A 21,093-nucleotide genomic window follows, 5' to 3' on the forward strand; every position below is an offset into this window, starting at 1 on the left:
CTAGTAGCTCCGCTACGAGGGCTTCCGCCCGGCACGCCGAGAGCACGCACCGAACGCCGCTCCTTCTCCCGCGGAGATCCATCAGAAGGGCCCTAGGGGCCGGCTCGCGCCGCACCTGCTCGATCTCTTCGAGCAGGTGCGAGCCGGTGTCCGTCGCCGCGACCAGGGCCGCCCGGCCGGCATCGCACCGGACGTCAGCGGACCGGTGTGAAGTCCCGAGCGCCGATGAACTCGGGCCTGCGCACCGGGGCCGCGAAGGGTTCGACGGCCGTGTTCTCCACGCTGTTGAACACGATGAACACATTGCTGCGCGGGTACGGCGTGATGTTGTCGCCGGACCCGTGCATGCAGTTGCAGTCGAACCAGGTCGCCGAACCGGCCCTGCCGGTGAACAGCTTGATGCCGTGGGCGTCGGCCATCGAGGTCAGCGCCTCGTCCGACGGGGTGCCCGCGTCCTGCATCTGCAGCGACTTCTTGTAGTTGTCCTTCGGTGTGGCGCCGGCGCAGCCGAGGAACGTCCGGTGCGAGCCAGGCATGATCATCAGCCCGCCGTTGGTGTCCAGGTTCTCGGTCAGCGCGATCGAGACGGACACCGTCCGCATGTTCGGCAGCCCGTCCTCGGCGTGCCAGGTCTCGAAGTCGGAGTGCCAGTAGAAGCCGCCGGCCCCGAAGCCCGGCTTGACGTTGATCCGCGACTGGTGCACGTACACGTCCGAGCCGAGGATCTGCCGGGCCCGCCCGACGACCCGTTCGTCGCGCACCAGGGCCGCGAACACCGGGCTCAGCTTGTGCACCTCGAAGACGGACCGGATCTCCTTCGACCGCGGCTCCACGATCGAGCGCTCGTCCGCCCGGATCTCCGGATCGGTGACGAGTCGCTCCAACTCCCTCCGGCACACGGCGACTTCCTCATCGCCGATCAGCTGCTCGACGGCGAGGAAGCCGTCGCGCTCGTAGGTCTGGAGGTCGGCCGCGGGGATCGGGCCCGGGGTGCTCGGAGAGCCCCAGACGACGGGGTCCTGGCGGGGGACGGACACCTCGGTGGTGCCGCGGGTGGGATAGAGATCGGTGAGCGTGGTCACGGTACTCACACCTCCTCGGGTTCGGTGAGCTCGGGCTCGGTGAGCAGGGGATAGACGCCGTTCTCGTCGTGGTCCTCCCGGCCCGTCACGGGCGGGTTGAACACGCAGAGGCAGCGGAAGTCCTCCAGGACGCGCAGCGTGTGCCGCTCATGGCCGTCCAGGAGGTACATGGTTCCGGGAGTGATCGCGTACGACTTCCCGGTCTCGTGGTCGGTGAGCTCGGCGGAGCCCTGCACACAGACCACGGCCTCGATGTGGTTGGCGTACCACATCGACGTCTCGGTACCGGCGTAGAGAATCGTTTCGTGCAGGGAGAACCCGACCCGCTCCCGGGCCAGCACGATCCGCTTGCTCTCCCAGGTGCCGGACGCGGCCCGCACATGCCGGTCGGTGCCTTCGATGTCCTTGAACGAACGGACGATCATCGCGTCCCTCTCTGTCGTCTCTCTCGTCTCTCTCGTTTCTCCGCCGCCCGCGGTCAGACGGTCTCGCGGACGGCGCGGGCCAGGACGCTCAGCCCCTCGTCCAGTTCCTCGGGGGTGATGGTCAGGGCCGGCAGCAGCTTGACGACCTCGCCCTCCGGGCCGGACGTCTCGATGAGCAGCCCCAGTTCGAACGCGCGGCGCGCGACCCGCGAGGCCCGTTCCTTGTCGTGGAACTCCAGCCCCCACACCAGCCCGCGCCCGCGGTACTCCTTCACGTCGGCGAGGTTCTCCTCGGTGATGGAGATCAGCCCCTCCTCGACCTGCTCCCCGCGCGAGCGGGTCTGCTTCTCCATCGCGGACCCGTCGGTCCAGTACGCCTCGAGGGCGGCCGTCGCCGTCACGAACGCCGGGTTGTTGCCGCGGAAGGTGCCGTTGTGCTCGCCCGGCTCCCACACGTCGAGCTCCGGCCGGAACAGGCACAGCGACATGGGCAGCCCGTACCCGCTGATGGACTTGGACACGGTGACGATGTCGGGCGTGATGCCGGACTCCTCGAAGGAGAAGAAGGCGCCCGTGCGTCCGCAGCCCATCTGGATGTCGTCGACGATCAGCAGCATGTCCTGCCGCTCGCACAGCTCCTTGAGGGCGCGCAGCCATTCGGGCCGGGCCACGTTGATCCCGCCCTCGCCCTGCACGCTCTCCACGATCACCGCGGCGGGCTTGTTGAGCCCGGAGCCCTGGTCCTCGAGGAGCCGCTCGAACCACAGGAAGTCCGGGATGGTCCCGTCGAAGTAGTTGTCGAAGGGCATGGGCGTGCCGTGCACCAGCGGAATCCCGGCTCCGGCCCGCTTGAAGGCGTTGCCGGTGACGGCGAGGGACCCCAGCGACATGCCGTGGAAGGCGTTGGTGAACGACACGATCGCCTCGCGGCCCTTCACCTTCCGCGCCAGTTTCAGCGCGGACTCCACGGCGTTGGTGCCGGTCGGGCCCGGGAACATGACCTTGTACGGCAGGTCGCGCGGCCGCAGCACCAGATCCCGGAAGGTCTGCAGGAACGACCGCTTGGCCACGGTCGACATGTCGAGCCCGTGGGTGACGCCGTCGCGCGTCAGGTAGTCGATCAGCGCCCGTTTCAGCACGGGGTTGTTGTGGCCGTAGTTGAGGGACCCTGCACCGGCGAAGAAGTCCAGGTACCGGTGGCCGTCCTCGTCGTACATCAGGCTGCCCTGCGCACGGTCGAAGACGACGGGCCAGCCGCGGCAGTAGCTGCGCACCTCCGACTCGAGGGTCTCGAACACGGTGAGGTCGGGCTGGGTGATGGTCACGACGAATCGCTCCTCGGTGTGGGGGGAGTGGGGAGGGGTGGGGGTGGGGGTCAGAGGCTCTGGGGGGCGAGGGGGCCGATGCGGTACAGCACCTCGGGGTCGTGCGGGCCGTCCGGGAACAGCCCGGAGTCGAACAGCACCTCGCGGCTGAGTGCGGCCCCGTGCCTGGCGGCGTACGAGGTGAACAGCCGCTCGGAGGCGGTGTTGCCCGGGGTGATGGTGGTCTCGACGGCGGTCAGGGGGCGCTCGGCGGCCACGTGCGCGGTGAGTCCGTCGAGCAGCGCGGCGGCGAGACCGCGGCCCCGGTACGCGGAGTCCACCGCCACCTGCCAGACCAGCAGGGTGTGGGGATCCGCAGGCCGTACGTATCCGGTGACGAACCCGACCGGTTCCCCGTCCTCCGCGCGCGCCACGGCCGAGGTGCCGGCGAAGTCGCGGCACCACAGCAGATAGCTGTAGGACGAGTTCAGGTCGAGGTTTCCGGATTCCTTGGCAATACGCCAGAGTGCGGCCCCGTCCGCCGTGGAGGGGCGGTCGATGCGGAGGTCTGCTTGTGCGGCAGTCATGCGGAAGGAACTTACCCAGGGAAATTCAATAACGCATGGAGGGGCCGTGGGGATTCCGTGATGCCACTGAGGCTGGGAGACGTTATGCGGTGTTTGTGGTAGGCCAAAAGCCGCAGAACGCTGGTTCTGTGCAATGCGTCACGCGCCTGCAACCTCCTCGAAATCCATGGTGTTTAGCCGCGGAGAACGGGGGAAGAAGAACATGGGAAAGCCGTCGCGGGTCGGAATTCGGTAATGGCGGTGAATTCAGAATCCCGTAACTTCGGCGATATGCTCGCGAAGAATGCCGGCTGGCCCCGTCCGGCATGATCACGGAACCGGTGTTCCCGCCGCGGCCACGTGACCCGGTTCTACCCCCAGGCCTCTTCCGCCGCCCGCAGCGCCCCCGTCACATCCACGTCCAGTCCCTTCTCCGTCAGCGCCGCCCCAAGTGCCACCAGGCTCCCGCGCACCGCACCCCGCGTGGCGTCGGCCCCGTAGTGGTTGACCCGGATCATCTCCTTGGCCGGTGCGCCGCCTCCCGCCGCCAGCGGCAGCGCGGGGTCCAGTGCCAGGGCGCGGGCCACCAGCTCCGACGCCGCCACACCCGACGGCGTCCGCAGCGTCGTGGCGACCGGAGCCGCCTCCGCCGCGTCGTGCACATACGGCTCCAGGCCCCCGCCCAGCGCCACGGCCCCCGCGCGCGTCGCCGCCGCGGCGGCCGCGTGCCGGGCCATGACGATCTCCAGGCCCTCCGCCTCGATCCGTGCCACGCACGCCTCCAGGGCCAGCATCTCCAGCTGCGCCGGAGCGTGCGGCAGCGCCTTGCGGCCGCCGTCGACCCACCTCTCCTTCCAGTCCAGCAGGGAGAGGTACGACCGGCGCGGCGCCCCGGGGTTCGCGGCCATCCGCGCCCAGGCCCGCTCGCTCACCGACACCGCCGACACACCCGCCGGTCCGCCCATCGCCTTCTGCGCGCCGATCACGCACAGGTCCACGCCCCACGCGTCCGGCAGCACCGACTCGGCCCCGACGGACGCCACGGCGTCCAGATAGAACAGCGCCCCCTGTTCCCGTACCGCCGCACCGATCTCCGCGACGGGGTTGGTGTTGCCGGTAGCGGCCTCCGCGTGCACCAGCGACACGAAGTCGATCTCCGGGTGCTCGGCGAAGGCGTCCCGGAGCTGCGCGGCCGTCACCGCCGTGTGGAAGGGGACCGCCAGATCGATCACCGTGGCACCGCAGTCCCGCAGCCAGTCGCCGAAGGTCTGCCCGTACGGACCGGTGATCACGTTCAGCGCCGTCGTGCCCGGACCGGCCGTCGCGCGGATCGCCCCCTCCAGCGGCAGCAGCGCCTCGCCCTGCATGATCACGACGTCCTGCTCGGTGCTCAGCAGCCGCGCCACCCGGTCCTCGATCGAGGCGAAGCGGGCTGCGCTGAGCGGGGCCAGGTCCAGGAACGGGTGTGTCACGGCGGTGCTCTCTCTTCACTCTCGGGGTAGAGGTCACGAGAGTATCCGGCACCCCCTCACCCTCCGGACTGGCTGGTTCGTAGGTTGAGGAGCCCTGCAACCATCGGTTTGGTTTGGGATAGTCAAACATCTCCTTATAATCGGAACCCATAGTTCTCATGGTTCCCTTACAGGAAGGCCCGCCGTGAACACGCTCCCCGGGCGACGCACCCGCGTCCTGGCCGCCATCACCGCGACGGCCGGGCTGATGCTCGTGGCCGCCTGTACCTCGAAGGACGGCGGAGGCAGCGGCTCGAAGACCGCCGCGGGCGGCGTCGAACTGGTCAAGGCCGGTCAGCTCACCACCTGCACCCACCTGCCCTACCCGCCCTTCCAGTCACAGATAGACGGCAAGGTGCAGGGTTTCGACGTCTCGCTGATCGACCTCGTCGCCAAGGACCTTGGCGTGCAGCAGAAGATCCTCGACACCCCCTTCGAGAACTTCAAGACCGGCGCCTTCCTCAACTCCGGCGAGTGCGACCTGGCCGCGGCCGGCATGACCATCACCGCCGAGCGCAAGAAGAACGTCGACTTCTCCGACCCGTACTTCGAGGCCACCCAGGCCGTCCTGGCCGACAAGGACGCCGGTGTCACCTCCCTCGCCGATGTGAAGTCCAAGGGCCTCAAGATCGGCACCCAGGCGCAGACCACCGGGGAGGACTATGTGAAGAAGCAGGGCTTCGACCCGGTCTCCTTCGACTCCTCGGACGCCGTCCTCAACGGTCTGCGCACCGGTCAGGTCAAGGCCGTCGTCATCGACTACCCGGTCGTCCAGGGCTGGCTGAAGGACAAGGCCAACGCCGACGCCTTCAAGGTCGCCGACAACATCAACACCGGTGAGCAGTACGGCTTCACGGTGAAGAAGGGCAACACCGAGCTCCTCGCCGCGATCGACAAGGCACTCGCGGACGCCAAGGCGGACGGCACCTACAAGACGCTGTACGAGAAGTGGATCGGCCCTTACGAGGAGTCCGCCGCGTCCCCCTCCGCCTCCGCGTCATGACCGGCGCGGACGTACGACTCCAGCCCCGCAGAAAGGGGCTGACCCGACGTCAGAAGCGCCGGCTGTCGAGGGGCGCGCAGTACGTGGTCTTCGTCGCCGCGGTGGCAGCCTTCGCCGTCTCCGCCGACTGGGGCCGGCTGAAGAACCAGTTCGCCCAGTGGGACATCGCCAAGGAGATGTTCCCCGACGTCATCACGCTGGCGCTGAAGAACACCGTGCTCTACACGGTGTCCGGCTTCGCCGTCGGGCTGGCGCTGGGCCTGGTGATCGCGCTGATGCGGCTGTCCTCGGTGGGCCCCTACCGCTGGCTGGCCGGCGTCTACATCGAGATCTTCCGCGGTCTGCCCGCCCTGCTGATCTTCATCTTCATCGGCGTGGCGATCCCGCTGGCCTTCCCCGACTCGGAGATCGTCGGCGGCACCTACGGCAAGGTCGCCCTCGCGCTCGGCCTGGTGGCCGCCGCCTACATGGCGGAGACGATCCGGGCGGGCATCCAGGCCGTGCCCAAGGGGCAGATGGAGGCGGCCCGTTCGCTGGGCTTCTCGCCCGCCCGGGCCATGGTCTCGATCATCATCCCGCAGGCGTTCCGGATCATCCTCCCGCCGCTCACCAACGAACTCGTGCTCCTCTTCAAGGACTCCTCCCTCGTCCTGTTCCTCGGCGTCACCACGGAGGAGTACGAACTGTCCAAGTACGGCCGTGACCTGGCCAGCACCTACGCCAACTCCACGCCGATCCTGGTCGCCGGCCTGTGCTACCTGCTGGTGACCATCCCGCTCGGCTTCGTCGTGCGCCGTATGGAGGCGAAGGCCCAGGAGGCCGTGAAATGAGCCGACCGGAAATCGAAGTACGCGGCCTGCGCAAGTCGTTCGGCGCCAACGAGGTGCTGCGCGGCATCGACCTGGAGATCGGCCAGGGCGAGGTGGTCTGCGTCATAGGCCCGTCCGGCTCGGGCAAGTCGACCCTGCTGCGGTGCGTGAACCTCCTCGAAGAGCCCAGCGGGGGCCAGGTCTTCGTCGGCGGCACCGAACTCACCGATCCCGACGTCGACATCGACGCCGTACGCCGCCGTATCGGCATGGTCTTCCAGCAGTTCAACCTCTTCCCGCACCTGTCGGTGACCGAGAACCTCACGCTCCCGCAGCGCCGGGTGCTGAGGCGTGGCAAGGCCGCCGCCGCGAAGGCCGCCGCCGAGAACCTGGAACGCGTCGGCCTCGCTGAGAAGGCGGACGCCTACCCGGCCTCCCTCTCCGGCGGCCAGCAGCAGCGCGTCGCGATCGCCCGGGCGCTCGCCATGGGCCCCGAGGTGATGCTGTTCGACGAGCCGACCTCGGCGCTCGACCCGGAGCTCGTCGGGGACGTCCTCGCCGTCATGCGCATGCTCGCGGACGAGGGCATGACGATGATGGTCGTCACCCATGAGATGACCTTCGCCCGCGAGGTCGCCGACCGGGTGGTCTTCATGGACGGCGGCGTGATCGTCGAGGACGGCGCCCCCGCCCAGGTCATCGGCGCCCCCCGCCACGACCGCACCCGCCACTTCCTGTCCCGCCTCCTCGACCCGGCGATGGCCCAGGTCGAGGAGGGCACCTCCGAGCAGGCCGGCAAGGCGGACCGGTAGCCGGCCACTGGCTATGGTGCTGTGCATGAGCGATCGCGCGGTGCTGCACGTGAAGGGGCGAGTCCTCACCGGACCCGACACCGACGACGTCCGGGACGAGCTGTGGGTCGTCGACGGCCGGATCTCCTACGACCGGCCCGTCGGCGCCCGGGACGTCCGGACCGTGGAGGGCTGGGCGCTGCCCGGCCTGGTCGACGCCCACTGCCATGTCGGTCTGGGCCCGGAGGGTCCGGTGGACGCGGACGTGGCGGAGAAGCAGGCGCTGACCGACCGCGAGGCGGGCACCCTGCTGATCCGTGACGCGGGCTCGCCCTCCGACACCCGCTGGGTCGACGACCGCGAGGACCTCCCGAAGATCATCCGGGCCGGCCGGCACATCGCCCGCACCCGCCGCTACATCCGCGGCTTCGCCCACGAGATCGAGCCCGATGACCTGGTCGCGTACGTCGCCCGGGAGGCCCGGCGCGGCGACGGCTGGGTCAAGCTGGTCGGCGACTGGATCGACCGCGAGGTGGGCGATCTGGCCCCCAGCTGGCCGCGGGCCGAGGCCGAGGCGGCCATCGCGGAGGCCCATCGGCTGGGCGCCCGGGTCACCGCCCACTGCTTCGCCGAGAACTCCCTCCGCGACCTCGTCGAGGCGGGCATCGACTGCGTCGAACACGCCACGGGCCTGACCGAGGACCTCATCCCGCTGTTCGTCGAGCGCGGCGTCGCGATCGTCCCGACCCTGGTCAACATCGCCACCTTCCCGCGGCTCGCCAAGGGCGGGGAGGACAGGTTCCCGCGCTGGTCGGCCCATATGCGCCGGCTCCACGAGCGGCGCTACGACACCGTGCGGTCCGCGTACGACGCCGGCATCCCGGTCTTCGTCGGCACGGACGCCGGCGGCTCCCTCCCGCACGGGCTGGTCGCGGGCGAGGTCGCCGAACTGGTGACGGCGGGCATCCCGCCCGTCGAAGCCCTGGCCGCGACCACCTGGGCGGCCCGCGCCTGGCTCGGACGCCCGGGCCTGGAGGAGGGCGCGCCGGCGGACCTCGTCGTCCACGAGACCGACCCGCGCGCCGACGTCCGGGTGCTCGCCGCGCCGCTCCGGGTGGTGCTGAACGGGACCGTCATGGGCTGAGCCCTCTGCCGAGGGTGACTGCGGAGAACACGTGTGCCGGGGGGGAATCGAGACCGGCTCCCGTCGGCGCGCTGACCGCAACTGACTGATCTGGCAAGCGTTTTCACTCCCTGGTCCAGGTGGGCACACGCCTCTCACCTGGGCCAACTCCTTTTCTTTGTCAGGAGTGTTGACCCATGCATGAAAGCGTTTTAACTTCCTCATCGCTCCTACCCGCAGAAGTGAAGGGGAATCCGTGGCAGAAGTCCGGCGTGTACGACGAAAACGCTTTCAGGGCCGGTCTCTCCTGCTCCTCATGCTGCCCGGCCTCGCCTACTTCCTGCTCTTCCACTACGGCGCGCTGGCCGGCAACGTCATCGCGTTCAAGGAGTACGTCCCGTTCGACGGCCTCTGGGGCAGCCCGTGGGTCGGGTTCGGCAACTTCCAGCGGATGTTCCAGGACGACGAGTTCTGGGCCGCCGTCCTCAACACCCTCTGGATCGCCGTCCTCCAGCTGGTCTTCTACTTCCCGGTGCCGCTCGCCCTCGCCCTGCTGCTGCACAGCCTCACCTTCAGCAGCGTCCGCCGCCTCGTGCAGTCGGTGGCGTACCTCCCGCACTTCATCTCCTGGGTGATCGTCGTCGCCCTGTTCCAGCAACTGCTGGGCGACACCGGCCTGCTCAACTCGGGCCTGGACGGCATGGGCCTGCACACTGTCGACATCATCGGCAACCCCGACGCCTTCAAGCCGCTCGTCGTCGCTCAGGTGATCTGGAAGGACGCCGGCTGGGGCACGATCATCTTCCTCGCCGCCCTCGCCCAGGTCGACGAGCAGCAGTACGAGGCCGCCGCGATCGACGGGGCCGGACCCTGGCGGCGCTTCTGGCACGTCACCCTGCCCGCCATCCGCCCGGTGGTCGTCCTGCTGCTGATCATGCGGCTCGGCGACATCCTCTCCGTCGGCTTCGAGCAGATGCTGCTCCAGCGCGACGCGGTCGGCCCCGAGGCCGCCGAGATCATCGACACCTTCGTCTACTACCGCGGCATCGTCGGCGGCGACTACGGCTTCGCCGCCGCGGCCGGACTGTTCAAGGGCGTCATCGGCGCCCTCCTCGTCTACGCCGCCAACAAGGTCGCCCACCGCCTCGGCGAACAGGGGGTCTACAAGTGAGCAGCCATGTCCGGCCCGGCTGGATGGAGAAGCCGAAGCCGGTGACCCAGGCGGGCAAGGCCCTCGCCCTCGTCGTCGTCGTGCTCCTGGTCTGTGTGCCGTTCCTCGTCATCGTGTCGACCTCGCTGGCCTCCACCGACGAGGTCGTGGCGAACGGCGGCTGGGTGCTGTGGCCGACCGAGCCCTCGCTCAAGGCGTACCGCGACATCCTCGACGGCGGCATCGTCACCCACGCCCTCGGCGTCAGCGCCGGCGTCACGGTCGTGGGGACCCTGCTCAGCCTGGTCTGCACGGTGACCCTCGCCTACGCCCTGTCCCGCCCCGGCGTCCTCGGCGGCCGGCCGGCGCTGCTGCTCATCCTGTTCACGTTCCTCTTCCCGCCCGGCATGATCCCGAGCTTCCTGCTGGTCAAGGAGCTGGGACTGCTGGACAGCTACGCCTCGCTGGTCCTGCCCGTCCTCGTGAACGTCTTCAACCTCGTCGTCCTGCGCGGCTTCTTCCAGGGCATCCCCGAGGAGCTGTACGAGGCCGCCCGCCTCGACGGAGCCGGGGACTGGCGGGTGCTCGTGTCGATCGTCCTGCCGCTGTCCAAGGCCGCGCTGGCCGTCGTGGGCCTCTTCTACGCGGTGGCCTACTGGAACTCCTGGTTCTACGCCTCGCTCTACCTGGAGAGCGACCACTGGCCCCTCCAACAGGTGCTGCGCACCTATGTGGTGGCCGGTTCCGGCCTGACCGACGCGACCACCGGGGAGGGCACGGTCACCGCCCCGCAGACCGTGCAGATGGCGGTGCTGGTGATCGCCACCGTGCCGATCCTGCTCGTCTACCCCTTCCTGCAGAAGTACTTCACCAAGGGCGTGCTCACCGGAGCCATCAAGAGCTGACCCGCACCCGGGCCGACTCGCGTCGGCCGACCCGTCATCAAGAGCCGCGTCCAGAAAGGTGACCTGCCCATGCCCAGCATGTCCCGACGCACCCTCCTGCGCTCCATGGCCGCAGGCGGCGCCGCGATCTCCACCCCCGCCCTGCTGACCGCCTGCTCCACCGGATCCGGTGACAGCGACGTCTCCAACGCCGGCAAGAAGCTCGCCCCCTGGCCCGCGTACAAGCCCGCCACCGGCCCGAAGCCCGACCTCGCGCCCACCGGGGCCGGTGTCCAGGCCGGCTTCACCTCCTACCCCGCGGACCTGGTCAAGTCCGTCTCCCGCACCCCCGGCGACGGCTCCACCGTCAAGGTCATGACGGTGTCCTTCGGCACCCCGCCCAAGCCCGCCTCCGCCAACCGGTTCTGGGCGGCGGTGGAGAAGGCTCTCGGCGTGAAGATCGAGTACACGATCGTCTCCCAGGCCGACTACCAGAAGAAGATGGCCACCGTGATGGCCGCCGACCCGGACGCACTCCCGGACGTCATCAACCTGTACTCCGGGTTCGTGCTGCCCCGCGAAGCCGAGTTCGTGCAGCGGCGGGCGGAGGACCTCACGCCGTACCTCTCCGGCGACACCGTCGCCGACTACCCCAACCTCGCGAACATCCCCACCCACGCCTGGCGGGACATGGGCCGCATCGGCGGCCGCCTCTACGGCATCCCCCTGGAACGCCCGCTGCCCGGCTCCACCCTCTGGCTCAACCAGGACACGTTCACCGACGCCGGCATGAAGGAAGGCTGGACGTCCCAGGACTTCGCCGCCGTGGCGAAGCGGGCCACCGGCGGCAAGCGGTACGCGCTCGGCGCCGCCACCGGCTCGCTCTTCTGCAACGCCGTGCACTCCGCCGCCCACAACGCGCCCCAGGAGTGGGCCGTCTCCAAGGACGGCGTCTTCCTGCCGGGCTGGGCCGACGAACGCTTCAAGGCCTCGATCGCCTTCCAGTCCGGCCTGCGCAAGGCCGGCAGCTACCTCCCCGACGCCACCTCCATCTCCCAGATCGACCTGGTCACCCTCTACTACAACGGCACGGTCGGCTCCATGCAGGACGGCTTCGGCGCGTACCTGCCCAAGTACCGTGAAACGCAGGGCAAGATGACCCCGGCGGCCGCACTCCCGTACAGCGTGGACGGCAAGCCGGGCGGGATCGTCGCCGCCCGCCGCTCCTTCGGCTACACCGTCCTGAAGAAGGCGAAGAAGGAGCGCATCGAACTGCTGCTGCGCCTCCTCGACTACCTCGCGGCCCCCTTCGGTAGCCAGGAGTGGGAACTCGTCCACTACGGCGTCGAGGGCACCCACTTCACCCGCGGCGCGGACGGCTCCCCGCAGCCCACGAAGCTCGGCGAGGTCGAGAACAACACCAACCTGCCGCTGAAGTACCTCGCCGAGGGGCCCCAGGTGCTGTTCGTACCGGGCATGCCCGACGCCGTACGCGCCCTGCACGCCTGGCAGCAGAAGGTGGTGCCGTACGCCGTCCGCAACGCCTCCTACGGTCTGCAGTCCGCCACGAAGAACGCCCAGGGCACCACGCTCAAAGCGCTCATCGAGGACGCCGTCACCGGGATCGTCGCCGGACGCCTCCCGCTCTCCGAATGGGACACCACGGTGAAGAAATGGCGCAGCCGGGGCGGCGACAGAATGGCCGAGGAATTGGCGAAGGACCATGCGGCCAACACCTGACAGCCGCTCGTCACTGAGGAGACGCGGGGATGGGGAACGAGATGGCGTCCAGGCAACGGGTCACGATCCGCGAGGTGGCCGAACGGGCGGGCGTGTCCATGGCCACCGCGTCCCGCGCGCTCAGCGGCAACCACCCGGTGCCCGCCGCGACCCGCGCGCGGGTGCTGCGCGCGGCCCGCGAGCTCGACTACGTCGCCAACGCGCACGCCCGCGCCCTGGTCGGCGGCGGCCGCAAGATGGCCGCCGTCGTCGTCCGCCAGGTCACCAGCCCCTTCTACGCCCAGGTCGCCGAGGGCGTGGAGGCCGAGGCCGCCGACCGGGGCTGGCTGTGCGTGGTCGGCGCGACCGGCGGGGACCCGCAGCGCGAGATGGACTTCGTGCAGCTGATGCGGGAGGAGGGGGCGCGCCTGGTGATCCTCGTCGGCGGGGTCGTCGAGGACGACGCGTACCGCGAGCGGGTCGCGCACTACGCGCAGGCCCTGGACGCCACCGGCGCCCGGCTGGTGCTGTGCGGGCGGCCGGCGCCGGATCCCGGCATCCCCGCGCTGGTCGTCGAGTTCGACAACGAGGCCGGAGCCCGGGCGATCACCGGGCACCTGCTGTCCGCCGGGCACCGCCGGATCGTCTTCCTCGGCGGGCTGCCCGGCAACACCGCACTGGACGCGCGGGTCGCCGGTTACCGGGCGGCGCTCGCCGAGCACGGGCAGCCGCCCGCGGCCGCGCGCGTCGTCGACTGCGGTCTCGGGCGGGCGGCGGGCCTCCGGGCGATGACGGAACTCCTCAAGGAGACACGGGAGTTCACGGCCGTCTTCGCCGGGGACGACATGGTCGCGGCCGGCGCGCTGCGGGCCGTGGCCGACGCCGGCCTGCGGGTCCCCGAGGACGTCTCCGTCGTCGGCTACAACGACATCCCGCTCGCCGAGGACTTCAACCCGCCCCTCACCACCGTCCGCACCCCCGCCGAGGAACTCGGCCGCGCCGCCGTCCGCATCGCCCTGCGCGACCCCGAACACGCCGCCGGCACCCACCACCTGCTCGGCACCCACATCGTCGTACGCCGAAGCGTGGCCCCACCACCGACCGACGGAGGACCTACCCCCGTATGACCGCGCCGACCCTGACGCACCTTCCCGAGTCCGACTTCCTTCTCTCGCCCCTCACCGGCTGGACCCGGGCCCACTGGGAGGCCACCGCCGACCGGCTGCTCGACGGGCTGGCGCCGTACGCGACTCCCGGTCTCGCCCAGTACCGGCTGTCCGGCCCGCCCAGCCACTCCGGCCCATGGTCCGACGGGCTGGAGGGGTTCGCGCGCTCCTTCCTGCTCGCCGCCTTCCGTATCGCGGGTGCGAACGGCAGGGTCGGCCCCGCCCTCGTCGAGCGGTACGCCGCCGGGCTCGCCGCCGGTACCGATCCGCACCACCCCGAGCACTGGCCGCCCATCGCCGACCGTTCCCAGCCGATGGTCGAGGCCGCCTCCGTCGCCGTCGCGCTGCACGAGTCCCGTGCCTGGCTGTGGGACCACCTGGACGATTCGGTGCGGGCGAGGGTCGTCGACTGGCTGGGCGGGTTCGTCGGCGCGGACGTCAACGACTCCAACTGGCGGCTGTTCCAGGTCATCACCGAGGAGTTCCTGGCGTCCGTCGGCGCCCCGCACAGCCGCGCCGAGATCGACGCGGGACTCGCCCGCCTCGACGACTGGTACCGGGGCGGCGGCTGGTACACCGACGGCGACGGCCGGAAGTTCGACTACTACAACGCCTGGGCCCTGCACCTGTACCCGGTGCTGTGGGCGCGGATCGCGGGCCCGCGCGCCGACGCCGGGACGGTGGCCCGGCACCGGGCGAGACTGAGCGAGTTCCTCACCGCCCACCAGCACTTCTTCGGCACCGACGGCGCCCCGGTGCATCAGGGCCGCTCCCTCACCTACCGGTTCGCGACGACCGCTCCCCTCTGGGCGGGCGCCCTCGCGGACGCCACCCCGCTGCCCCCCGGCCGCACCCGGCGCCTCGCCTCGGGCGCGCTGAAGCACTTCGCCGAGCGGGGCGTGCCCGACGAGCGGGGCCTGCTCACCCTCGGCTGGTACCGGCCCTTCGTCCCCGTCACCCAGCGCTACTCGGGCCCCGCCTCCCCCTACTGGGCGAGCAAGGCCTTCCTCGGCCTCCTGCTGCCCGAGGACCACCCCGTGTGGACGGCCACCGAGGAACCCGGTCCCGTCGACACCGCCGACACCACCCTCGCGCTGCCCGCACCGGGCTGGCTGCTGCACTCGACCGCGGCCGACGGGATCGTACGGCTCGTCAACCACGGCAGCGACCGGCTCCCGCCGCCGCCCGCCACCGCCGACGACAGCCCGCACTACGCCAAGCTCGCCTACTCCAGCGCCACCGCCCCCGACACCCCGGCCGGGCCCGACAACCACATCGCCCTGCTCGCGCCCGACGGGACGCCCTCGCAGCGGGGGCGCATCCGTCCCCTGGCGGCCGAGGGCCGGACTGCCCGGTCCCGGCAGGACGGGGGGATCGACACCGTGAGCGTGGTGCGCGGGCCGTGGGAGATCCGGGTGCACCGCGTCGACGCGCCGCCCGGCACCCCGGTGCGCGAGGGCGGCTGGGCCGTCGCCGACGACGCCGCGCCGCCCGTCGCGGACACCGGCCCCGGCCGTGCGCTGGCCCGCCGCGCCGACGGCCTCACCAGCGCGCTCGTCGCCCTGCACGGCTGGGGCGACGCGGCCGGCACCGTCGTACGCGCCGTGGACGCCAACGCCTGCGGACGGCACTCCGCGACGCCCGTCCTCGACGGCGCGGGCCCGCTTCTGGTGACCCTCGTCGTCCTCGGCCGGGACGCCCCGCACACCGGTGCGGCCGCGACCGTCGAAGCCGACGGCACGGTGGAGGTCCGCTTCCCGGACGGCACCCGCGAACGCGTCACCGCCGGGCCAGCGTCACCGCCTGGTCCAGTGCCTGGAGGAAGGAGTTGACCGTCACCCGGTCCCGCACCGCCAGCCGCAGCCACTCCTCGTCGAGCCCGGGGAAGGTGTCCCCGCGCCGCACCGCGAAGCCGAGATCCCGCAGGTGCCGGCGGACGGCGGCGGCCCGGGGCATCCGGACCAGGACGAAGGGACCCTCGGCGGGCCCGGCCACCCGCACCCCGTCGGCCGCGAACTCCTCGAGCCCGGCGACGAGATGGGCGCGGTCGGCCGCGACCCGGTGGGCCGCGTGGGCCGCCTCCGCCAGCGCCCGCGGCGACACGCACGCCTCGGCCGCGGCCAGCGCGGGCGTGGACACCGGCCACAGCGGCTGCGCCCGCTCCAGTTCGGCGACGGTCTCCTGCGCGGCGAGGAGGTAGCCGATCCGCAGCCCGGCCAGCCCCCAGGTCTTGGTCAGGCTGCGCAGCACGACCAGACCGGGGACGTCCGTGCGCCCGGCGAGGGCCTCGCGCTCGCCGGGCACCGCGTCCATGAACGCCTCGTCGACCACCAGGGTCCGCCCGTCCCGGGCCAGCCCCGCGATCGTCTCCGCCGGGTGCAGCACGGACGTGGGGTTCGTCGGGTTGCCGATCACCACCAGGTCGGCGTCCTCGGGCACGGCCGCCGGATCCAGCCGGAAGCCGTCCTCCGCCCGCAGCACCACCCGGTCCACGCGGTGCCCGGCGTCCCGCAGCGCCGCCTCCGGCTCGGTGAACTGCGGGTGCACGACCACCGATTGACGGACCTTCAGGCCCCGTGCCAGCAGCACGAACGCCTCCGCCGCGCCCGCCGTCAGCAGCACCCGCTCCACCGGCAGCCCGTGCCGGGCCGCCACCGCCGCCCGCGCCGCCCGCCCGTCCGGGTAGGCGGCGAGCGAGGTCAGGGACTCGGCTATGTGCTCGCGCAGCCAGCGTGGCGGCGTGTCCGCGCGGACGTTCACGGCGAGGTCGACCAGCGCCGAGCCCCCGTCCCTGACCTCGGCGTCCCCGTGGTGACGGAGATCGTGCCCGTCAGTGCGCATGGGCGTGTCCGCTGTGCTCGTGGTGCCCGTGGTGCCCGTGGTGCCCGTGGTGATGGCCGTCGTCGTCCGGGTGGAAGTGCGGCTGCTGCGGGAGCCCCACCTTGTCCTCGAACCCGGGCAGCGCGATCCGGTACACGCACGAGTCGCAGTTCATCCGCAGATCGCCCCCGACCGCCTCCTCGTAGCGCTCCCACACCAGGTCGAGCAGCTCCGGCTCGGGCCCGATGACGTCCGCCGAGCGCACCTCCACCTCCGGGTGCGCCGCCGCCCAGCCCTCGGTCTGCTGCCGCACCCGCTCCGGCAGGATCCCGGTGAACAGGAAGTAGGGCAGGACCACGATCCGCCGCGCCCCCAGCTTCACGCACCGGTCCAGACCGCTCGGCACGTCCGGCGCGGCCAGCGACACGAAGGCCGTCTCCACGCCCGCGTACCCGCGCCCCTCCCACAGCAGCCGCGCCGCCTTGTACACCTCGGCGTTGGCGTCCGGATCCGTCGAACCGCGCCCGACCAGCAGCACGGTGACGTCCGACCGGTCCTCCGGCGTCCGCGCCCCCTGCCCGAGGGCCTCCTCGAGCCGTCGCTCCAGGACGCTCAGCAGCGCCGGATGCGGGCCCAGCGGACGCCCGTACGTGTAGGAGATCCCGGCGTGCCGCTCCTTCTCCCGGGCCAGGGCCGCCGGGATGTCCCCCTTGGCGTGCCCGGCGGACACCAGCATCAGCGGCACCGCGGCGAACCGCCGCACGCCCCGCCCGACCAGCTCGGTCACCGCCTCGCCGAGCGGGGGAGCGGACAGCTCGATGAAGCCGCCCGCGACGGGCAGTTCGGGATGGCGGCGCCCCAGCTCCCGGACGAAGTCGCGGAACGCCTCGGCTCCGGCATCGTCCCGGGTGCCATGGCCGGCGATGAGCAGGGCGGGCGGCGGGGTGGTCACGGTTTCTCCTCGAACTGTGAAACAGGGTGGTGGGGCAGGGCGCGGTTCACTTCGGCTCCTCCTGCCAGCGGTAGCCGCGGGGCGTCACCATGCGCCCCGCGATGTTCCGGGTCGCCGTGTTGCCGACGGTCACCACGGTCATCATGTCGACCGTCGCAGGGTCGAGCTCCGCCAGGGTCGTCACGCGCGCGGACCCGTCGGGGCGCGAGGCGTTGCGCACGACACCGACGGGCGTCGCCGGCTCCCGGTGCTCCGCGAGGATCGCGAGCGCCTTGGGCAGCTGCCAGTCGCGGCCCCGGGAGCGGGGGTTGTAGAACGTGACCACGATGTCCGCCTCGGCCGCGGCCCGCACCCGCCGCTCGATGACCTCCCAAGGCGTGTGCAGGTCGGACAGGCTGACCGACACATGGTCGTGGCCGAGCGGCGCACCGAGGAGCGCGGCGGCCGCGAGCGCGGCGGTCACGCCCGGCACCCCGACCACGTCGATGTCGTCGGACGCCTCGGCGAGCGCAGGCGAGGCCATCGCGTACACCCCGGCGTCGCCGCTGCCGATCAGCGCGACCGCGTGCCCGAGCCGGGCCTGCGCGACGGCGGTCCGTGCCCGCTCCTCCTCGGCGCCCAGGCCGGATTCCAGGATCAGGGTGCCGGGCCGCAGCAGATCGCGGACCTGGTCGACGTACTGGTCGAGCCCCACGAGCACCGAAGCCCGCCGCAACTCGTCCTTCGCGCGCGGCGTGAGCAGGTCCCGGGCGCCCGGCCCGAGCCCGACCACCGCGAGCCGTCCGCGCCCCGGACGCCGTACGACGGCACAGGTCGCCATCGCGGGCGCCCCGTCCGACTTCCGCTTGGGCACGAGGAGTTCACCCCCGCGCAGCAGGGCGGCGGCCTCCGCCACGGAGGGCGTGCCGACGGCGGCGAGCGGCGCGGCGGAGGGGTTCGGCACCGCCACCGCGGCCAACTCCCCGGCGGAGTACGTCAGCAGCGGAACACCGAGGCGAGCGGCGGCCTCCAGGATGCCGGGTTCCTCCGCCTTGGCGTCGACGGTGGCGAGTTCGGCGACGCTGCGAGGAGACAGGCCCGCGTCCCGCAGGGCGCCCTCGATCACCCCGAGGACCTCCTCCGCCGGCGCCCCTCTGGACGCGCCGACGCCGACGACGAGGGACGGCGGGCGCAGGACCACCTCCCGGTCGGCGGGCGGGGCCGCGCGGTCGGTGACCCGCACGGTGTACGCCCCTTCCCGGGCGAACGGCACCGGCGGCAGCGGCCACGCCACCTCCGCCTCCAGCGCGACCGGCTCCCCGTCCAGCAGGGCGCGGGTCACCCCGGCGACATCGCCCTCGAAGGGGAGCCCGAGGGTGTCGAGGCCAGGGATGCCGACGGCGTCCGTGGCCGTGGTCACCACCGGCTCCGCCCCGAGCAACCCACCCACTTCGACGGCCAGTTCATTGGCCCCGCCGCCGTGCCCGCCGAGCAGCGACACCGCGAACCGACCGCCCTCGTCGACGCACACCACCCCCGGGTCCGACGCCTTGTCGCCGAGCAGCGGAGCGACGAGCCGGACGACGGCCCCCGTCGCCAGGAAGCACACGAGCTGCTCGCACTCCGCGAACGCCCGCCGCACGGCGTCCCCCACGGGGCCCTCGTACACGCGCGTGCGGTCCGGCCAGGCCGCGGCCAGCCGGTCACGTGCCGCCGCCCCCGCCGCGGTGGCGGAAATGAGGCCGATCACTGAGCGACTCCTTCGTCTGAGAGGGGGGTTCTGTTTCCCCACAGCAGGAACACGGGGTTGGTCGCCGCGAGCCGGGTCACGTCACCCGGGAGCGGCGCGAGCCGGGACGACTGCAACAGCACGCCCTCCACGGCGAACCCGGCGTCCGAGAGCGCGGCCCGGGCCGCCGGGACCCGGTCGAGGGCGGCCATCGCCACGACCACCGTCCGCCGGGCCCGCCGCGCGCACTCGCCCACGACGCCGGCCAGCTCCCGCCCGCCCCCGCCGACGAACACGGCATCAGGGTCGTCGAGTTCGGCCAGTACCCCGGGCGCGGTGCCGTGCACGACCTGCACGTCGACGCCATGGGCGCGCGCGTTGGCGCGGATCCGCGCCACCCCGTCCGGGGACTTCTCCACAGCGCTGACGGCCGAGCCCAGCCGCGCGCACTCCACGGCCACGGACCCCGAACCGGAGCCCACGTCCCACACCAGGTCGCCGGGGCGCGGCCCGAGCCGGGCCAGGGCCAGGGCCCGCACCTCGAACTTGGTGATCATCGAGTCGCGGTGCGCGAACTCGTCCTCCGCCAGCGCCCATCCGGCAGGCCGCCCACCCCCGCCGGCCAGCGTCCGTACGGGACCGAGGGCGCGCGCCTCGTCCAGACAGAGGACGACACTCACCGCCGTACCCCAGTCCCGCCGCGCGGCCTCGGCGGGCGAGACCCGCTCCACCCGCTCGCGCGCCGGATCGCCCAGCGCCGACGCGACCACGAGCACCCGCCCCGACCCCGCGAGTGCCGCCCCCAGTTCGGCGGGCCCGGCGCCGGGCCCGGTCAGCACGGCCACCTTGGGATGCGCCCGGCAGACGTTGACGGCAGTCCGGGCAGCCCGCCCGTGCGCGCTGACCACGACGGCGTCGTCCCAGGTCAGCCCGATCCGGGCGAAGGCGGCGGCGACGGAGGGGACCCCCGGCCGCACATCCAGCCGCTCCGGCCCGAACCGCTCGGCCAGCACCCGCACGATCCCGAAGAAGCCCGGATCGCCCGAGGCCAGCACGGCCACGGCCCGGTCCTTCGCGTCGTACTCCGCGACCGCGTCGAGGGCGGGTGCCAGCGGTCCGAGGACGATCCGCTCGGCGGCGTCCGGCAGCCGTACGGCGTCCAGGTGCCGCCGCCCGCCCACGACCAGCTCCGCCCCGGCCAGCTCGTCCGGACCGGGCGGGGCCCCCGTACCCGTGCCGAAGACCGTGATCACGTACTGGCCCCCCGCTCGCGCAGGGCCCGCCGGGCCGCGGGGTCGGCCTTGCGGAAGCCGTGGAAGTGACCCGGGTGGTACAGGTGCGAGCGGGTGCCGTGCGCGTCGAGGGCCGGGCCGACCAGGAAGAGGGTGTGCTTCCAGAGCTTGTGCTCCTTGACGGTCTCCTCCAGCGTGCCGATCGTGCACCGCACGACCAGCTCCTCCGGCCAGGTCGCCTGGTAGGCGACGACCACGGGCGTGTCGGTCGGGTAGCCGCCCTCCAGCAGCTCCCGCACCAGCTGCCCGCTGCGGGCCGCGGACAGGAAGACCGCCATGGTGGTGCCGTGCCGGGCGAACTCGCGCACCTCCTCCCCGGGCGGCATCGGCGTCTTGCCGCCGCCGAGCCGGGTGAGGATCACGGACTGCGCGACCTCGGGAACGGTCAGCTCCCGCCCGGCGAGCGCGGCGACGGCGGAGAACGACGACACACCGGGCACGATCTCCGTCTCGATGCCGATCTCCCGGCACCGGTCGACCTGTTCCTGGGTACCGCCCCACAGGGCCGGGTCGCCCGAGTGGATGCGTGCGACCCTGGCTCCGTCGCGGTGCGCCCGCTCGTACACGGCGACCACGTCCTCCAGGGACATCGTCGCCGAGTCGAGGATCTCCGCACCCTCCCGCGCATGCTCCAGGACCTCGGCCTGGACGAGGCTCGCGGCCCAGATCACGACGTCCGCCTCGGCGATGGCACGCGCGGCGCGGAACGTCAGCAGATCGGCGGCGCCGGGGCCGGCACCGACGAAGGTCACCTTGCCGGCGGGGGCATCGGCCATGGGTTCGTGTCC

The 21,093-nt window shown here is 72.0% G+C and carries 19 protein-coding genes; 9 read left to right on the forward strand and 10 right to left on the reverse strand.

Annotated elements, in window-relative coordinates; all coding sequences use genetic code 11:
* Positions 1-194: 194 nt before the first annotated feature.
* From thpD to ABT057_RS37765, 5 genes are all read right to left on the reverse strand, one after another.
* Positions 195-1,082 (reverse strand): ectoine hydroxylase, encoded by an 888-nt coding sequence (gene thpD / locus ABT057_RS37745; protein WP_502974031.1) that lies wholly within the window; start codon positions 1,080-1,082, stop codon positions 195-197.
* A gap of 5 nt (positions 1,083-1,087) precedes the next feature.
* A complete protein-coding gene (locus tag ABT057_RS37750) occupies positions 1,088-1,507 on the reverse strand; it encodes an ectoine synthase (protein ID WP_352348424.1) in 420 nt (139 codons plus the stop codon).
* Positions 1,508-1,560: 53 nt separating this feature from the next.
* Positions 1,561-2,832: a diaminobutyrate--2-oxoglutarate transaminase gene (gene ectB / locus ABT057_RS37755; protein WP_352348425.1), complete on the reverse strand. Its 1,272-nt coding sequence runs from the start codon at positions 2,830-2,832 to the stop codon at positions 1,561-1,563.
* Positions 2,833-2,882: 50 nt separating this feature from the next.
* Positions 2,883-3,398 carry a diaminobutyrate acetyltransferase gene (gene ectA, locus ABT057_RS37760; RefSeq protein ID WP_352348426.1) on the reverse strand — a complete coding sequence of 172 codons (516 nt, stop codon included), beginning with the start codon at positions 3,396-3,398 and terminating at the stop codon, positions 2,883-2,885.
* A 350-nt stretch (positions 3,399-3,748) separates the two neighbouring features.
* The gene (locus tag ABT057_RS37765; RefSeq protein ID WP_352348427.1) at positions 3,749-4,849 is read right to left on the reverse strand and encodes a pyridoxal-phosphate-dependent aminotransferase family protein; all 1,101 of its coding nucleotides are present in this window, start codon (positions 4,847-4,849) and stop codon (positions 3,749-3,751) included.
* Between the two features lie 184 nt (positions 4,850-5,033).
* On the opposite strand from ABT057_RS37765, the gene ABT057_RS37770 reads away from it, so the two are divergent.
* The 9 genes from ABT057_RS37770 to ABT057_RS37810 all read left to right on the forward strand — a co-directional run bounded on the left by ABT057_RS37770 (position 5,034) and on the right by ABT057_RS37810 (position 15,365).
* A complete protein-coding gene (locus ABT057_RS37770) occupies positions 5,034-5,891 on the forward strand; it encodes a transporter substrate-binding domain-containing protein (RefSeq protein ID WP_352348428.1) in 858 nt (285 codons plus the stop codon).
* Positions 5,888-6,721 (forward strand): amino acid ABC transporter permease, encoded by an 834-nt coding sequence (locus ABT057_RS37775; protein ID WP_352348429.1) that lies wholly within the window; start codon positions 5,888-5,890, stop codon positions 6,719-6,721. Before ABT057_RS37770 ends, ABT057_RS37775 begins: the two co-directional genes overlap by 4 nt.
* Complete coding sequence (locus ABT057_RS37780) at positions 6,718-7,512, forward strand: amino acid ABC transporter ATP-binding protein (protein ID WP_352348430.1); 795 nt, start codon at positions 6,718-6,720, stop codon at positions 7,510-7,512. The genes ABT057_RS37775 and ABT057_RS37780 overlap by 4 nt, the downstream gene beginning before the upstream one ends.
* 25 nt (positions 7,513-7,537) lie before the next feature.
* Positions 7,538-8,635, forward strand: coding sequence for an amidohydrolase family protein (locus tag ABT057_RS37785; protein WP_352348431.1), 1,098 nt, complete (start codon positions 7,538-7,540; stop codon positions 8,633-8,635).
* A gap of 295 nt (positions 8,636-8,930) precedes the next feature.
* Entirely contained in the window at positions 8,931-9,785 is an 855-nt protein-coding gene (locus ABT057_RS37790; protein ID WP_352348432.1) for an ABC transporter permease, read from the forward strand.
* Entirely contained in the window at positions 9,782-10,669 is an 888-nt protein-coding gene (locus ABT057_RS37795) for a carbohydrate ABC transporter permease (RefSeq protein ID WP_352348433.1), read from the forward strand. The genes ABT057_RS37790 and ABT057_RS37795 overlap by 4 nt, the downstream gene beginning before the upstream one ends.
* A 69-nt stretch (positions 10,670-10,738) precedes the next feature.
* Positions 10,739-12,388 (forward strand): type 2 periplasmic-binding domain-containing protein, encoded by a 1,650-nt coding sequence (locus tag ABT057_RS37800; protein WP_352348434.1) that lies wholly within the window; start codon positions 10,739-10,741, stop codon positions 12,386-12,388.
* A gap of 41 nt (positions 12,389-12,429) precedes the next feature.
* Positions 12,430-13,494 (forward strand): LacI family DNA-binding transcriptional regulator, encoded by a 1,065-nt coding sequence (locus ABT057_RS37805; RefSeq protein ID WP_352348509.1) that lies wholly within the window; start codon positions 12,430-12,432, stop codon positions 13,492-13,494.
* Positions 13,491-15,365 carry a DUF2264 domain-containing protein gene (locus tag ABT057_RS37810; protein WP_352348435.1) on the forward strand — a complete coding sequence of 625 codons (1,875 nt, stop codon included), beginning with the start codon at positions 13,491-13,493 and terminating at the stop codon, positions 15,363-15,365. The genes ABT057_RS37805 and ABT057_RS37810 overlap by 4 nt, the downstream gene beginning before the upstream one ends.
* On the opposite strand, the gene cobC is transcribed toward ABT057_RS37810, so the two are convergent.
* Genes cobC through cobM form a run of 5 tightly spaced genes read right to left on the reverse strand, consistent with a single transcriptional unit; the run spans position 15,313 to position 21,081 of the window.
* Positions 15,313-16,374, reverse strand: coding sequence for an Rv2231c family histidinol phosphate aminotransferase CobC (gene cobC, locus ABT057_RS37815; RefSeq protein ID WP_352348436.1), 1,062 nt, complete (start codon positions 16,372-16,374; stop codon positions 15,313-15,315). The two genes, ABT057_RS37810 and cobC, sit on opposite strands and share 53 nt — an antisense overlap.
* The gene (locus ABT057_RS37820; RefSeq protein WP_352348437.1) at positions 16,364-17,305 is read right to left on the reverse strand and encodes a sirohydrochlorin chelatase; all 942 of its coding nucleotides are present in this window, start codon (positions 17,303-17,305) and stop codon (positions 16,364-16,366) included. The genes cobC and ABT057_RS37820 overlap by 11 nt, the downstream gene beginning before the upstream one ends.
* Positions 17,306-17,351: 46 nt before the next feature.
* Complete coding sequence (gene cobJ / locus ABT057_RS37825) at positions 17,352-19,034, reverse strand: precorrin-3B C(17)-methyltransferase (protein WP_352348438.1); 1,683 nt, start codon at positions 19,032-19,034, stop codon at positions 17,352-17,354.
* On the reverse strand, positions 19,031-20,266 hold the full coding sequence (gene cbiE, locus ABT057_RS37830; RefSeq protein ID WP_352348439.1) for a precorrin-6y C5,15-methyltransferase (decarboxylating) subunit CbiE: 1,236 nt from the start codon (positions 20,264-20,266) through the stop codon (positions 19,031-19,033). The genes cobJ and cbiE overlap by 4 nt, the downstream gene beginning before the upstream one ends.
* Entirely contained in the window at positions 20,263-21,081 is an 819-nt protein-coding gene (cobM, locus tag ABT057_RS37835) for a precorrin-4 C(11)-methyltransferase (RefSeq protein ID WP_352348440.1), read from the reverse strand. Before cobM ends, cbiE begins: the two co-directional genes overlap by 4 nt.
* Between the last annotated feature and the right edge of the window lie 12 nt (positions 21,082-21,093).

Origin of the sequence: Streptomyces sp. NPDC002588 (assembly GCF_040295925.1) — a bacterium.
Lineage (GTDB): Bacteria > Actinomycetota > Actinomycetes > Streptomycetales > Streptomycetaceae > Streptomyces.

Coding starts and splice junctions, on each gene's coding strand:
- ABT057_RS37750 (WP_352348424.1), bottom strand. CDS start 1,507: ATGATCGTCCGTTCGTTCAAGGACATCGAAGGCACCGACCGGCATGTG.
- ectA (WP_352348426.1), bottom strand. CDS start 3,398: ATGACTGCCGCACAAGCAGACCTCCGCATCGACCGCCCCTCCACGGCG.
- ABT057_RS37775 (WP_352348429.1), top strand. CDS start 5,888: ATGACCGGCGCGGACGTACGACTCCAGCCCCGCAGAAAGGGGCTGACC.
- ABT057_RS37780 (WP_352348430.1), top strand. CDS start 6,718: ATGAGCCGACCGGAAATCGAAGTACGCGGCCTGCGCAAGTCGTTCGGC.
- ABT057_RS37785 (WP_352348431.1), top strand. CDS start 7,538: ATGAGCGATCGCGCGGTGCTGCACGTGAAGGGGCGAGTCCTCACCGGA.
- ABT057_RS37790 (WP_352348432.1), top strand. CDS start 8,931: ATGCTGCCCGGCCTCGCCTACTTCCTGCTCTTCCACTACGGCGCGCTG.
- ABT057_RS37800 (WP_352348434.1), top strand. CDS start 10,739: ATGCCCAGCATGTCCCGACGCACCCTCCTGCGCTCCATGGCCGCAGGC.
- ABT057_RS37805 (WP_352348509.1), top strand. CDS start 12,430: ATGGCGTCCAGGCAACGGGTCACGATCCGCGAGGTGGCCGAACGGGCG.
- ABT057_RS37810 (WP_352348435.1), top strand. CDS start 13,491: ATGACCGCGCCGACCCTGACGCACCTTCCCGAGTCCGACTTCCTTCTC.
- cobC (WP_352348436.1), bottom strand. CDS start 16,374: ATGCGCACTGACGGGCACGATCTCCGTCACCACGGGGACGCCGAGGTC.
- cobM (WP_352348440.1), bottom strand. CDS start 21,081: ATGGCCGATGCCCCCGCCGGCAAGGTGACCTTCGTCGGTGCCGGCCCC.